This window comes from Spirosoma horti (genome assembly GCF_054776595.1).
Map to the genome: position 1 here is coordinate 789,547 of NZ_BAAHBQ010000001.1, position 14,158 is coordinate 803,704.

The following is a 14,158-nucleotide window of genomic DNA, read 5'->3' on the forward strand; positions in this document are numbered from 1 at the left end:
TTCTTTACAAAGAGAAACAGGTTGTTTAGTGTGTGTTTTGCGGAGCAGTCGTTGTTGGATCTGCGTTCCGGAGGGTTGGCAACGGCTGACGCTGCTGGTGTCGGATAACCTCCCGAACAACATACAGCGGACGCCCTTTGGCCTGAAAAAATATGCGCAATACATATTCACCAATCAGCCCCAGCGCAATCAGTTGTACACCGCTAAACAGAACAATAACGAACAACAGCGCCGTAAAGCCCTGAGGCACGTCGTGGTAAATAAACCGTTTTATCAGCGTCTGGATCAGGTAGATCACCGCAACGCCAATCGTGAACATCCCCATTCGGGTAATCAGCTTCACGGGGTATTCGCTGAAGTTAAAAATGCCATTATAGGCCAGGCGTTGCAGCATACCGAATGAGTATTTCGACTCGCCATCCAGCCGGGCGTCACGCTCGTATTCAACGCCGATCTGACGAAATCCAATCCAGCTCCGCATCCCCCGGATAAACCGACTTTCTTCGGGCATCTGCTTGAGCACATCAGCAACCCGGCGGCTGATGAGGGAAAAATCACCACTATCCAACGGCAGGTCGACGTACGAAATGGACCGCATCAGCCGATAAAACAGGGAGTAAGCCGTTCGTTTAAACCAGTTTTCCTTTCGCTTCTTCCGAACGGCATACACTACGTCGTACCCTTCCTGGTATTTCTGGTAAAACTCCGTCAGCAATTCGGGCGGATCCTGCAAATCGCCGTCGATGATAAAGAGCGCTTCTGTACCGCTGGCCGAGGCTATACCCGCCGTGAGCGCAATCTGATGCCCGTAATTGCGGGATAAGAATACGCACTGATATCGGCTGTCGGTGAGGGCTAGTTGCTGCATCAGCACGGCCGTTGTATCGCGGCTCCCGTCATCGACCAGGACGACTTCAATAGACAGGGGCGACGCATCCATGACGGCGTTCAGCCGGTCGACAAGACGCGGTAACGATTCCGTTTCGTTGTATAATGGAGCGACAATAGAAATCTGTGGATTCGGCAAAACAGTGTATATTGAGTCAGTACAGACTTGACAAAAGTAAACTTTTTGACGTTGCAGATCGTGGCTGCCCGTTCTTTTCTTAAGGAATGGTCACCGTCTGGCAACTAAACTGAATCGGGCGATTCGGCTCCGACGGCGTCAACACGCCCACTTTATAACGACCTGGCTCCAGCATGATATTAATAATTTCTGCCTTTACCGACGTAATAGGCCTGTTTAACCAGAAATTTCGTAGCGTAAACGGTATTTCCGATGCATACAGGAGCAGTCGCTTATCAGACTGCACCAAAATAGCTGCTTGCCCTAAACCGTTTTGATACGCCATTGGGTCCGTTTGTGCCACATAGCTGTATCCTCCCCCCTGCACCTGCATGGTCAGGCAGGAGTCCTTCGGTGGAGTAGCCGTTGCTGCTGTCAGCAGCGATTCAACCGGCGTAACATAACTAGTCGGGTATTTATAAATGCCCCGTTTGGCCGATTCGCGCATGACCGAGCGGGCCATATTGGCAAACGGTGTTCCCCAAGTGGCTCCCAGCCCAATATCATTGTGTTTCTGATTCATAGCGCTGGTCAGCAACATCTGTTTCCGGTAGGCCGCCCGGGGCCAATACAGGCCATAGGCAAATACCCAAATCAGGATACTGACCAATGCGCCTACTTTCAGGCACTGTTGCTGAGCCCGTCCGTTCAGGCTTTCACTCAGTACGTTAAGGTAGATTAGGGCAGCCATTACCGCCGGATAGATCATGTAATTGCTGACAACCATGACCTCGTAACCGTAGCGAAGGCGTAAAAGCGCAATAATGGCGACATTCCCGAACAGGAAAACATACCCACCGATAAAGAACAGTCGCCGTTTTTGCCGCTCCTCATTCCGTTTTTCATGGGCAGCGGGCCAAAAGCCAAGGCCCATTCGATACACCAGGCTTAGAACCAATGCCGCCAGCACCACACCCGCCAGCGTGGGTGCGGCATAGCGCCAGCTCCCCTGAACAGTCGGGGTCAGATCGAACATGGCTCCTGTGAACGTAAAAAAGGCACCGAAGGCCTGCACAGGATGGGCCAGGCTGTAGGCTAAACTATCACTGGTCCGGCCAGCACTCTGAAAATTGTAGAAATAGAGCCAGATAGCGATTACACTTCCGACGACCCAGCCGCCCAGACGATACCAGTTCCGGCTTAAGGCCAGAATGATTCCCCCGGCAATCAGGCCCATCAGCCCATTACTCATCGAGAGTGCCGCCAGAATCTGCAACGTAATCGCGAGCGCAAAGTTGCTGCGTCCCGGCTGGGTAAGCATATACAGCGAAGACAGCGTCAGGCAAATGACAACGGAATGCTGCAAACCGGGAATGGACCATAGACTCGTCAGGTAGTATTCAGGTTGCAACAGCAGGAAGGGCACCGGCAAAAAAGCCAGCCAGGGCAACTGCATGGACCGGAATACCCGGGAAAGCAAGCCAAGCGTGCCGAGGATAAACAATAGAGCAATCAGGATGAGCCATCGAAAATTGACCTCACCCGTCAGGTAATACATGGCCAGCGTAATCAACTTGGCAATAACAATCCGGTGTTCGTTGTTGGGCACCAGAACGTTATAAACCTTGTCGGAGAGCGTTGTGGCATCCGTATAGGCTAGGGTGAACCCCAGAAACGCATCAATGTCGTCGAACCAGGGAACATTCACCGCATACGTAACTACGAACAGAATAAAGCAACCAATTGGCAACGCTATTAATACAGGGGCAACGCTTTGTAGCCGTGAAACGAGTCGGCTCTGGGCTGGTGCGGTACTAACTGTAGACATAATGCAGAACTTAATTTTTCAGATTCCTTCCCGTCAACACCCCGGTTGGTGTTCACAGAAGTTGATTAATGGTCGATTATACATTTCTGTATTTTCGCTGAATCCGGTACAACTCATACCACATTCTAAACACATAGCCTGAGCTGATTCGTGAATCGCTTTGCTCGATCCACTGCCGCAGAGGCTGCTCGGCCAGGTGGCTCAGTACGTCCGGCCGACCATAGTGTTGGGTGAGCCGGGCCAGTAGTTCGACATCGAATAGCCACGGACTGATGAACGGTTCCTGAAACAGCTTCGCCACAATGCCCGACCGGAACAGTTTGGCGCCACATTGCGAATCGTAAACGGGCAGTTTCAGAATTGTACTGATAACGGTGGCAATGATCCGGCCAACATAGTGCCGAAAGGCATCCCGCCGAATATCGACCCCCAGGAACTTAATGCGCGAGCCCATGACCAGATCAAGCACCGGATTGGCATCCAGCACAGTGGTCAGATCAGCAATGGCCGTGAGCGGTGTGGCGAGGTCGGCATCCAGATAACCCAGGTATTCGAATGGTTTATCGGCACAATGCAACATGCCCGCCCGCACAGCGCCCGCCTTCCCCTGATTCCGGGGTAAAATTAAGGCCTCGATGCGGTTGCCGTATTGCCTTTGCATTCCTTCCAGCACCGCTTTGGTACCATCGGTGCTACCGTCGTCGACAAAGCAAAAATTCACGTTCGTACCCTGTTGCATATACGCCAGGAAAACCTCGGTCCGAAGGCGGGTCGCTTCGTTGTAACAGGGAATAATGATGCAGACAGACGACATTTATGGCTTGGCGGTGGCGGTGAAGGTAGAGTCAAGAACAATAACTTTATGTCCGTAATAACCTGATTGGCAACGGTTCCACCAGTGTGAGCGGTCCGGCTTAATATCTTCGACAAAGATGCTGGGCGGATAGACGCTAATGGGGCGTAAATGAACCGTATCGGCAGACAGCATCAACTGTCGATGCCGCTCGGTCATTTCCCGGTCATAGGTGGCGGCATCGCCACTTACGATGTCAGTGCCCATCTGTTTCATCGACTTGCTGAAACTAACACTGCCAATTACCCAGATGCCGGCCAGCATCCACACGGGCGCAGGCCACTTCTGAACGAGCGTCAGGCTGCGGCCACGCCGTTCCAGCCAACCGACCCAGACCGTCAATACATAAAACCAGCCGAGCGCAAAGAAAACGAACAGGACGTTCATCGTTCGGGCAAAAGGTGGAATGCCTAACCCATAATAGGACGGAAAAATGGTGGCAGCCAGTAGGCCCAGATAGACAACAGCCACCAGACCGGCCGGCAATAAAAATAACTCACGAACCGGGCTACCGTGCCGAACTAGTCGACGGGCAATTGGAATGAAAAGCAGTGAGAACGGAATAACAGGTGTTTTAAGCAACCACAATCCCATCGACCGGGCCAGCCAGCCGAATGAGAGCACCATCGACTTGACCAGTTCGCCAGCCTTTGCCTGATTGCTTCCCATCCGAATCGCATTGCCAGGTGCCCGGAACAACAACCAGGCCGACACGAAGGCCACCACCACCAGCCAGACCAACAAGGGGTCGAACCGCCGAAGAAACACCAAGCGGTATCCCAGTATGGCCAGCAGCAGTAAAATTAATAGAACAAGGTTCGTTTCGCCGGAGCCGATGCTGGCAAATACCAAAAAACCCGCCCATACAGCAGTCAGCCATTTCAGCGCACCATCCGGTAAACGATACCACTGAATAATAACGGCCAGCAGATAAATGGTGAGAATGGTCGGGACGGTGTAGGTCGCCATGGCGGCTGTCCAGAAAAACGCTTCGACGGTACTTTGCAAGGCCAGCACAATCATAAAGAACAGCAGCCCCGTTACCTGAAGCCGGTTTTTCAACGACTCGCCCCGCAGTAATTCATTGGTTAGTGCATAAATGGCGCCGACCAGTGCCGTCGCTAACAGCGCCGGAATAAACCGGTACCCATCATACCAGCCCCACACCAGGGGGCTGCCATGCACGAGCATATTGGAGAAATAACGTCCTGTCCAACCATCGTAATAAAATTTCTGTCCCTGCCAGAACCCGTACCGTACAGCCGTATCGGCAAAACAGTAATCGTCGGCAGCCGATGGATGGTTGTGAAACGAGAGCAGTACTAAGGGCAGGTAAGCCAGTAAAAACAGAAGAATAACGGTTACGGTCGCCAACCGATCAATAAGCGGATGTTTCATGCAAAAATTCGTACAGGCGTAAATCAGGGCACAAACGATGCCCTCTATTCGCTTTATTGTTGACTATCTATTTCCAAATCACCCCCGGTAGGCGTGGTATTTGTCGGTTTCTGGCCACTCAGGAACGGGTAAGCCAGGACAGCAATCAGAATAACGAGCGTACCAATGTAGAAGCCCGATGTCATGTGTTCGGTATCGCCAAAAATCAATAAGGCCAGTAAAATACCATATACCGGCTCCAAATTTACAGTTAATATGGCCAGATACGCCGAAAACTTTCGTAACAGGCTAACCCCAACGGTATAGGCATAGACGGTGCAAACCATCGAAAGCACGAACAGCCAGAGCCATTGCAGGGCTGTCTGGGGTACGTACGGAACAATAACGCCGGTTTCCTGAACATTGAGTTGCCGTACCAGCAACCAGAGAACAATTGCTCCCAACAAGGCCCCGGCCATTTCATAGAATGAAATGACCAGCGCATCATACCGGTGCGTGAATCGGCTATTGATAATGGTAAACAGCGACGACAGCATGGCCGACCCGACGGCAACGGCCAGCCCCACTACCTTATCGAACTCGAAGCGAAAAATCAGGTAAAGCCCTGCCATAACGGCCGCCCCAAGCGCAACCTCAACAGGACGCACCCGCCGGCGCAACAGCAACGGCTCCAGTACACTCGCCCAAAGCGAACTGGTTGCCATACCGGCCAGGCATACCGACACGTTGGACAACCGGGCTGCCAGAAAAAATAAGACCCAGTGTAACCCAATAAGTCCACCCGTTCCCAGCAGGCCCCAGGCGTCAGCAGTCGTTACCCGCAGGTTTTGCCGTCGGATGGTGAGCACAACCCCAAGCCCGAGAACCGCCAGCAGGGTCCGAAACAAAACGACCGCCGATGGATCGAGCGGTTGCAGCAATTTGCCCAGAATAGCGGTAAAGCCCCAGATCAGAACAATGAAATGAAGTTGAAGATAGTCTGTAAGTGAAGCCTTTTCTTGCATAATAGTAAATGATGCATTGGGACCGTCCGGACGGTCCCAATGCATCATTCGTTACTCCTTACCTTGGAATGGTGTTGTACAAAAGTACGCCAATGGCCGCAAAAATAGCGTTTGGTAACCAGACCGCCACTATGGGATTGAGGTTACCCGACTCGGCAATGCCTTTGGCCAGCATGAAGAACAGCAGATACGTGAAGGCCAGAATAAACCCTAATGCCACTTGCCAGCCTACACCCCGCCGACTCTTCCGAGCCGACATGATAACGCCAATCACCGTCAGAATGATAATGGCAAACGGGCGGGTGTCCCGGCTGTATTTTTCGAGCAGATACGTTTCGACCCCATCGGCACCCCGGCTTTGCAAGAGCGCAATGTGGAGGTTCAGCTCCGGACGCGTGAGCGTTTCGTACAAGTTAAAATCCGAACTAAAGTCGTCGGGTTTAAGATTCAGGGTCGTATCGATGCGGGGACCGGGCGTGAGCGTCTCCCGTAACCCATTGATTGTCCGAATCTTATAATCATAGACGGTCCATTTTTTCTTTTTCGCATCCCATTCGATGTGGTCGGCGGAAAGTTTTTGCTTGAGCTGATTGCCCTCCACTCGCTCCATCGTAAACTTATAACCGGTATTGCTCTGGTTGTTGTAACTCTCCAGGTAAGCGTACGTATTGGGGGCGATCTTCAGATGCACATTCCGGCCGGAATAATTATACGCGTCGTTGATGTATTTTATTTCGAACGCGATCCGGGTTTTGTTGGCGCTGGGAATCACGTAATTGACCATGAAATAGGTAGCCACAGCAAGTACCGATGCCCCCAGCACGTACGGAAAAAGCAGCCGAACAAAACTGACGCCACTGCTTAAAATAGCGATAATCTCCGTACGAGCCGCTAACCGCGACGTTAGAAAGACGGTCGCAATGAACACCATCAGGGGGCTGATGTAATTAGCCCAGTAGGGAATGAAATTGAGGTAATAATTGAACAGGATTTCATTGCCGGGTGCATGGGTTTTATGAAAGTTGTCCACCTTTTCGGTGTAATCGATCATCACCACCACCAGCACAATCACCAGCACCACAAAAATGTAGGTTTGCAGGAAGCGCTTCAGTATGTAGGCGTCTAGAAGTTTCATCTTTTGGGGTGCCGGTTTTTAAGAAACCGGCACATTAAACTAGTTGGCATGTCGGTTTTAAGAACCGCGCGGGCGGCCCCGCCGACACCACGTTAAATCGAATACCTTAACTTACTAATAAATTAATGGCGACTTCGTGAGTGACAAATACTGTCCGTCCGGTTTCTATCTGCACCAGAACAGACTTATCGAACGTATTGATTTCATTGACCGTAACCGTACTGCCCAGGGTAAGGTGCGAGTGATCAAGGTGTTTCAGAAACTCAGTCGAGTGTTCCAGCACGGCCATCAGGCAAACATCTTCTCCCGTGGCCACCTCCGACAGCTTTCGATACCCCATTTCAGGCATTTGACCGGCGTGGGTAGGAATCGGATCACCATGGGGATCAAACTGCGGACAACCCAGATACGTATCTAATCGCGTCACCAGTTCTTCGGACCGAATATGTTCCAGTTCTTCGGCAATCTCATGTACTTCATCCCAGCCAAAACCAAGTTTCTGAACCAGAAAGACCTCCCAGAGCCGATGCCGCCGAATAACCTGAAGGGCAATCCGTTCTCCTTCTTCGGTTAGCCGGACACCCTGGTACTTCTTATAATGAATGAGCTGTTTATCAGCCAGTTTACGCAGCATATCCGTCACCGATGCCGCCTTTGTTGCCGTCATTTCTGCCAGGGCATTCGTGCTCACTTCACCCTGTTGCCGATTGGCGAGGTAATAGATGGTCTTTAGATAGTTCTCTTCAGTGAATGAATGCATGGACTAGACGGCTGCTTATTCATAACGGCTGAACAAACGGAAACCGTTTGCGGGCAAAGGTAGTTTTTATGTTAAACTTTCTAAAAATTTAGACTAGTCTAAATTTTTATTTCAACAATCCTTACCTTTATTTCGTTAGAGGAACAGTGTATTGACAACAAGCGCCCTGACACATAAAGCAGAGGGCGGACCGATTAACGTGTAAACTAATTCGTTGAACAAAACTCTAGTAAGTAGTTAACGTTCGATTGTAGTAAATGGAAGCAACGAATACGTCGATGAGCGGCTGGCGGCAGGAGAATAAGGCAAATTCACTGGCCGACGTGCATAGCTCTGTTCAAATACCTGTGGGCGGAGGCTTTTTCAAAACCTTACGCGCCTATGCGGGGCCGGGACTGATGGTTGCCGTCGGGTATATGGACCCCGGCAACTGGGCCACGGACATTGCGGGCGGTGCGCGATATGGGTATCGGTTGTTATCAGTCGTGCTGATTTCCAACCTCTTTGCCATATTACTTCAGCATCTGGCGCTCAAGTTGGGCATTGCCACCGGCCGTGATCTGGCACAGGCCTGCCGCGATCATTACAGCAAGCCAGTCTCCATTGGTTTATGGCTGCTGGCCGAAATCGCCATTGCCGCCACCGATCTGGCCGAAGTAATTGGCTCAGCCATTGCGCTTAACCTGCTGTTTGGCCTACCCCTCACGGTTGGCATTCTGCTTACGGCGCTGGACGTATTACTCCTGCTGTTTTTACAGAACAAAGGATTCCAGCTCATTGAACGGATTGTTGCCAGCCTGATTTTCCTGATAGTGGGCTGTTTTGGCTATGAACTGCTGGTATCGAAACCCGACATTGCCGGTGTCGTTTCGGGATTGATTCCACGGACCGAAATCATCAGTAATCCGGGTATGCTCTACATTGCCATTGGCATACTAGGAGCCACGGTGATGCCCCATAATCTCTATCTGCACTCCAGCATTGTGCAAACCCGCAATTTCGGACGCAACGATGAGGGCCGTAAATCGGCCATTAAGTACGCCACCATCGACTCGACCGTTTCCTTATTTTTAGCCTTTTTTATCAACGCGGCCATACTCATTCTGGCCGGAGCAGCCTTTCATTTTTCGGGCAATCAGCAAGTGGCCGACATCACGGATGCCCACCGCCTGCTCGACCCCGTACTTGGCGTTAAGATGGCCGGTATTTTGTTTGCGGTAGCGCTGCTGGCTTCCGGTCAAAACTCGACCCTCACCGGTACGCTGGCCGGGCAGATTGTGATGGAAGGCTTCATCAACCTGCGCGTTAAACCCTGGATACGTCGGCTTATCACCCGCCTGGTCGCTATCGTTCCGGCACTGATTGTGGCTATTTTATATGGCGAGCACGGCACCAGCGAGTTGCTTGTGCTTAGTCAGGTCGTGTTGTCACTTCAGCTTAGTTTTGCGGTAGTGCCCCTGGTTTTATTTACGAACAGTAAAGCTAAAATGGGCCGTTTCGTTAATCCACTCTGGATAAAGGCGTTGTCATGGGCAGTTGCCGTGCTCATCATTGGCCTGAATGGGTATTTGCTGTGGGATACGGTTTCGAGTTTATGATTACCTGGATACAGGTCTGTCTACGTTGTTAACGAAGGCCGAACAAAGCTATAGGGCCCGTTTCAGGTTGTAGCCGCTGGTAAACTTTATCACCATACTGAAGGGTGTCCTTCCCGGGGTGCATCGCGATAATGTAGTCGACTTTTGGATGGGTATCCAATGATTTACTGGGTGTCGTAACGCGAATATGGTAGAGCTGAACAGGTTGCCTGAGCTGATGGTACCACATGTAGTCAAAGTCATCTTCCCCCAAAATCAACCCGATTTGTAAAGAATCATGCCGTTGCTGGTTCAAAAACGTTGAAATCTGGTCAAAAGCGCTTCGGTATTCATGACCATTCACGAAATAATTACGTTCCCGGCCCGTCAGAAACGACACTGGTTGCGTGAGGGGTGGCAACGTGATCAATGGCCGGAATGGGTTCGTCAAGACAAACCCGCCAGCCGACAGCACAAATAGCCAGAAGGGCCAGTGTATACCTCTCTCAACTGCCGCTTGTAGCCCAAGGGCTCCGATTGGGGAGGCCAGCAGAAACAGAACCAGGTGCAAACGCGTATGCCAGGGTTGCCACTTCAGGTAGGCACAAAACAGCATGAAGGTGAGGGAAATGATTCCGGCCAAAATGAGGTAAGGCGTTCGATTCGACTGGTTTTTGTGGCGAATTAACCAGACGAGACTGCCAGTCAGCCACAGAAAATGAATAAACGAAGAGGCATTGTCCTCATTATTACTCAGCCTCGGCAGCTTGAACGAACTGCCCGCAAAGGTGGTAGTTGGATCGTTTGTACGGATGCCCAATAACTTATGAAGGCTTTCTACACTCTGCTGAACCAACGTATTTACGCCCGGGAACCCAAAATGAATAGCCAGATTACGGCTTATGTTCGACACCATCATGCGCAACGAATGGACCTGGTTCGTATAGTCGCCCTCCAGTTGAGCATTTGTTAACGGATGCGCATAAACGAGAACGTTTCGTGAATAATGGCCCGCATTCAGCCCCAGGCCTATCAGGACGAGTAGCACCGTGGGTAATGCCAGTTTGTATGCAAACTGGTTTGCAATGGCGCTGCTTCTGTCCACAAACAACAGGTGCCTAATCTCCATAAGGCCCCACGTTAGCAGTAGGGGAGCACTGAATAAATAGGCAGTTCCTTTAGAAAGCCAGGCAAATCCTAAGGCAAGACCGGCCCAAACGATGCTTGCAATCTGTCTATGCTGATAATACCGAAGCAAATAGAGCCCCAGTAGAATTAAATAGAACGATACGACTAAATCGTTTTGCGTAGACGATGCCTGAAGGATAAACATAGGAATCGTTCCGGCCACGAAAACGGTAGCTATCTGTAAGGAACGAGAGCCGCCCATTTGCTGCGTCAGCAACGACAAACCAACCAGGCACCCAACGCCCGCCAGCCATTGTACAACATTAGCCCACAGATCAGACTGACTAAGAAGCATGGTGTGCATAATTACCCATTCTGCCAGCGGGGGCTGGTAAATCTGCCGTTCGATGTGCGTAGCGAAAGGCCGGATGCTTTGCTGTTGCAGCCAGTGCCCAATTCTCCCCATATGGTACGTGAGGGAGTCGAAATTATTGGGGGGATAAAGAATCGCGGTCAGAAGCGTCAGAGCCAGAATGATACCTGTTATGAGAAGGCATCGGCGCTCAAACCTGGACAACCGACGCCACGGAAGCCCAGCTATGTTTCCTCCTCTACGGCGCTGAATGATCGCCCAGCCTGTAAAAAAGATGGCTATCCCAACCCAGGCCAGGCCTGCTTTGGCGTGATTGAGTTGATGAAAATAGCTTAATGTCTCTGTCAAAAAAACGACAGCTCCCGTATTGACAAGTAGTGAATCCATCAGCCCGTACCGAACTGGCGCCGGATTTGCACAACGGGCCCGGTACACAGACTGGCCGTACCAGAGGCTAGCGACTGCCCAGAACAGTATCCAGATGCTCATACATCGCATTAACGGGTGCAACAGACTTCCGGGGCTTGGCAGCACGAAACAGATTGTAATAGACAATACAGTAGATGGCCCGGAAGCCATCGCGCCAGCCAATTTTCTTCCCGTCGGCATACGTTCTGCCCGCATAGGAAATGCCTACTTCATAAATACGAATACCGGGAATACGAGAAATCTTGGCAACAATTTCGGGCTCGAAGCCAAACCGTTTTTCGCGTAATTTTATTTGCTTGAGCGTGGCCAGACGAAACATTTTGTAGCAGGTTTCCATGTCCGTCAAATTCAGATCGGTAAACATATTCGACAACAATGTAAGAAATCTGTTGCCTACAGAATGCCAGAAATACAGGACCCGATGCGGTCGCCCGCCCAGAAACCGGGAGCCAAACACCACATCGGCTTTGTTATCGAGTATAGGCTGGAGCAACAACGAATATTCCGTTGGATCATACTCCAGATCGGCATCCTGTACCACCAGAAAGTCGCCGGTTGCGGCATTTATTCCGGTGACTAAAGCGGCTCCCTTTCCTTGGTTTACGGCATGCCGAATGTATTGAATGTTCGCCCCATCAAATTGACTCATGAAATTCTGCACACAAGCCTGGGTCATATCCTGAGAACAATCATCGACAATAATTACCTCTCGCTCAATGCCTTTTGGGAGCTGAACGGTCGAAACCTGTTCTAGTAGGAAATATATTGTACGTTCTTCATTGAAAGCGGGAATGAGTATGGATAGTTTCATGCTGAATGTGGATCAGATAAAAAGGATTTAGCTAATTTAAGTTGTTTACAAATGTCTCACGCATGTTTCCCCATAAATAGCAGGACAAATTTTGTGCCTACTAGCCTATTTTACAGAGAAACTATTTTTCTAACCTGATTTGACTCAACATCCAGGCTATCAGGCGTTATAGATCATCAGCGTTGACACCCGGTGAATCACCGGGGATTAGTCGTTTTCATAAGCTTGTCTGGTCATGAATTTTGCGAAAAGAAAGGTTGGACATTGGTCTGTTTTATGGATGTAGATAGATGCGGAAAGCGGAATCAGTTGATTTTCGACGGTATATAGCCGGAGGGATAAAAAGGTGAGTGGCTGAAGTGCGAAATTTTTAAAATTTATTTTCACTTACCTTTTTAAGCTGTCTCCTATTAACCAATAGTTAGCGGGTCGATACGATTGTGGGCCATCGGGCTTTATATTCGCCCATTCTACAGCCCTATGTCAACCCGACCACTTCCTGTTTACTCAACGGAACTTGAATTTTATACGGCCTTGACCCGTCGCGATGAGCGGGCCTATCAGTTTCTGTACGCTGATGTGTTCCCTTCCTTTCGGTTTTGGGTACTGTCCAACAGTGGCTCCGATATGGACGCCGAAGATTCGTTTCAGAAAGGATTACTTAATTTTCTGCTCAATGTAGAAACCGGAAAATACCAGCTTCAGGCAGAGGCCCGCATTACAACGGTCGTCTTTGAGTATTGCAAACGCGTGTGGCAGACCGAATTGAAGTCGGCCCGGTTCCGAACAAAAACAGCATTGTCCGATGATATCGACACGGCTGATACGGCCGATGTGGTCAAGGATCTAGAGCGGATGGAGGTCGTGGACGCCGTTCGAAAATCACTTGACCAGCTCAAAGGAGAATGCCGAAAATTGATGGAGTGGTTTTATATGGATGACCTCTCCCTCCGGGATATTGCCGAACGACTTGGTATGAAAGAATCATCGGTTAAATCGAAGCGCTATGATTGCGCAGAAAAGCTGAAAACGTTTTACCTGAAAACCGTGACTCAGCAAGGGCTATGAAGTTATCAGAAGAGCAATACGAACTTATCGACGCTTATTTGACTAATGAGCTGTCGGCAGCCGACCGGGCTGCCTTTGAGATGGACATACAAGCGGATAATGAACTTCGGGCAGAGGTCGACCGGCAACGCGACATCCGGCTGGGCCTTCGGGCGCTGGGCATCGAACGGGCACTGGAACAGGCAAAAGCGCAGTACAAGGCAACTTCGGCTCCGGTTGAAACCGCATCTATTCACCAGCCCACTGTTCGTCCGTTGGTTTCCTGGCGCTATTGGGCTGCGGCTGCTTCGGTCGTCGTTGTGCTGGGCGTGGGGTATTTCACTTATCAGCAGACGACAAGTCGGCAGGCGGATCTTGCCTACGCCGAAACGTTCTCGTCTGACCCATCGGCTGACTTGATGAAGGATTTCCCTTCCGGCAAGGTATTGCCTTCCGTCCGCAACCAGTTCATGGACGCGATGACGAAGTACAAGTCTGGAAAGTACGATGAGGTGATCGACCAGTTAAAAACGTTGCCCGCCGACAAACAGACGCTTCCGTATAGAAACTACTTTCTGGGCCTAAGCTACCTGGCCAACAAGCAACCCGTGGAGGCTATTCCGTTGCTGACGAAAGCCCGGGCGACATCGTCAGGAACACTTCAGCAAAAATCGGAATGGTTTCTGGCACTGGCCTTTGTGAAGAACGAGCAAAAAGAAGAGGCCCTGCCCATCCTGAAACGAATCAGTACAGACAAGGCCCATCCTTTTCAATCGCTGGCCAAGCGAGTGCTCAAAAAAATCGAGTAA

The 14,158-nt window shown here is 50.6% G+C and carries 12 protein-coding genes; 3 read left to right on the top strand and 9 right to left on the bottom strand.

Annotated features, from left to right (window positions below):
- Positions 1-25: 25 nt before the first annotated feature.
- The 7 genes from ACYVAM_RS03265 to ACYVAM_RS03295 form a co-directional block, all read right to left on the bottom strand.
- Entirely contained in the window at positions 26-1,027 is a 1,002-nt protein-coding gene (locus tag ACYVAM_RS03265; RefSeq protein WP_461063863.1) for a glycosyltransferase family 2 protein, read from the bottom strand.
- A gap of 79 nt (positions 1,028-1,106) precedes the next feature.
- Entirely contained in the window at positions 1,107-2,834 is a 1,728-nt protein-coding gene (locus tag ACYVAM_RS03270) for a hypothetical protein (protein ID WP_461063865.1), read from the bottom strand.
- Positions 2,835-2,910: 76 nt separating this feature from the next.
- Positions 2,911-3,648, bottom strand: a complete 738-nt coding sequence (locus ACYVAM_RS03275) for a glycosyltransferase (RefSeq protein WP_461063867.1) — start codon at positions 3,646-3,648, stop codon at positions 2,911-2,913.
- Positions 3,649-5,085 (bottom strand): DUF6056 family protein, encoded by a 1,437-nt coding sequence (locus ACYVAM_RS03280; RefSeq protein WP_461063869.1) that lies wholly within the window; start codon positions 5,083-5,085, stop codon positions 3,649-3,651. It lies immediately after the preceding gene.
- 53 nt (positions 5,086-5,138) lie between these two features.
- Positions 5,139-6,089 (bottom strand): DMT family transporter, encoded by a 951-nt coding sequence (locus tag ACYVAM_RS03285; RefSeq protein ID WP_461063871.1) that lies wholly within the window; start codon positions 6,087-6,089, stop codon positions 5,139-5,141.
- 58 nt (positions 6,090-6,147) lie between these two features.
- A complete protein-coding gene (locus ACYVAM_RS03290; protein WP_461063873.1) occupies positions 6,148-7,224 on the bottom strand; it encodes an LptF/LptG family permease in 1,077 nt (358 codons plus the stop codon).
- A gap of 106 nt (positions 7,225-7,330) precedes the next feature.
- On the bottom strand, positions 7,331-7,984 hold the full coding sequence (locus tag ACYVAM_RS03295) for a metal-dependent transcriptional regulator (RefSeq protein ID WP_461063875.1): 654 nt from the start codon (positions 7,982-7,984) through the stop codon (positions 7,331-7,333).
- A gap of 257 nt (positions 7,985-8,241) precedes the next feature.
- Here ACYVAM_RS03295 and ACYVAM_RS03300 point away from each other — a divergent pair, with 257 nt between their 5' ends.
- The gene (locus ACYVAM_RS03300; protein WP_461063877.1) at positions 8,242-9,582 is read left to right on the top strand and encodes an Nramp family divalent metal transporter; all 1,341 of its coding nucleotides are present in this window, start codon (positions 8,242-8,244) and stop codon (positions 9,580-9,582) included.
- 28 nt (positions 9,583-9,610) lie between these two features.
- Here the strand turns inward: ACYVAM_RS03300 and ACYVAM_RS03305 are convergent, their stop codons facing one another.
- Positions 9,611-11,551 carry a glycosyltransferase family 39 protein gene (locus tag ACYVAM_RS03305; RefSeq protein WP_461063879.1) on the bottom strand — a complete coding sequence of 647 codons (1,941 nt, stop codon included), beginning with the start codon at positions 11,549-11,551 and terminating at the stop codon, positions 9,611-9,613.
- Complete coding sequence (locus ACYVAM_RS03310; RefSeq protein ID WP_461063881.1) at positions 11,517-12,302, bottom strand: glycosyltransferase family 2 protein; 786 nt, start codon at positions 12,300-12,302, stop codon at positions 11,517-11,519. The genes ACYVAM_RS03305 and ACYVAM_RS03310 overlap by 35 nt, the downstream gene beginning before the upstream one ends.
- A gap of 480 nt (positions 12,303-12,782) precedes the next feature.
- Here ACYVAM_RS03310 and ACYVAM_RS03315 point away from each other — a divergent pair, with 480 nt between their 5' ends.
- Both ACYVAM_RS03315 and ACYVAM_RS03320 read left to right on the top strand, forming a co-directional pair.
- The gene (locus ACYVAM_RS03315; protein WP_461063883.1) at positions 12,783-13,370 is read left to right on the top strand and encodes an RNA polymerase sigma factor; all 588 of its coding nucleotides are present in this window, start codon (positions 12,783-12,785) and stop codon (positions 13,368-13,370) included.
- Positions 13,367-14,158 (top strand): hypothetical protein, encoded by a 792-nt coding sequence (locus ACYVAM_RS03320; protein ID WP_461063885.1) that lies wholly within the window; start codon positions 13,367-13,369, stop codon positions 14,156-14,158. The genes ACYVAM_RS03315 and ACYVAM_RS03320 overlap by 4 nt, the downstream gene beginning before the upstream one ends.

Coding starts and splice junctions, on each gene's coding strand:
- ACYVAM_RS03270 (WP_461063865.1), bottom strand. CDS start 2,834: ATGTCTACAGTTAGTACCGCACCAGCCCAGAGCCGACTCGTTTCACGG.
- ACYVAM_RS03275 (WP_461063867.1), bottom strand. CDS start 3,648: ATGTCGTCTGTCTGCATCATTATTCCCTGTTACAACGAAGCGACCCGC.
- ACYVAM_RS03280 (WP_461063869.1), bottom strand. CDS start 5,085: ATGAAACATCCGCTTATTGATCGGTTGGCGACCGTAACCGTTATTCTT.
- ACYVAM_RS03285 (WP_461063871.1), bottom strand. CDS start 6,089: ATGCAAGAAAAGGCTTCACTTACAGACTATCTTCAACTTCATTTCATT.
- ACYVAM_RS03290 (WP_461063873.1), bottom strand. CDS start 7,224: ATGAAACTTCTAGACGCCTACATACTGAAGCGCTTCCTGCAAACCTAC.
- ACYVAM_RS03295 (WP_461063875.1), bottom strand. CDS start 7,984: ATGCATTCATTCACTGAAGAGAACTATCTAAAGACCATCTATTACCTC.
- ACYVAM_RS03300 (WP_461063877.1), top strand. CDS start 8,242: ATGGAAGCAACGAATACGTCGATGAGCGGCTGGCGGCAGGAGAATAAG.
- ACYVAM_RS03305 (WP_461063879.1), bottom strand. CDS start 11,551: ATGAGCATCTGGATACTGTTCTGGGCAGTCGCTAGCCTCTGGTACGGC.
- ACYVAM_RS03310 (WP_461063881.1), bottom strand. CDS start 12,302: ATGAAACTATCCATACTCATTCCCGCTTTCAATGAAGAACGTACAATA.
- ACYVAM_RS03315 (WP_461063883.1), top strand. CDS start 12,783: ATGTCAACCCGACCACTTCCTGTTTACTCAACGGAACTTGAATTTTAT.
- ACYVAM_RS03320 (WP_461063885.1), top strand. CDS start 13,367: ATGAAGTTATCAGAAGAGCAATACGAACTTATCGACGCTTATTTGACT.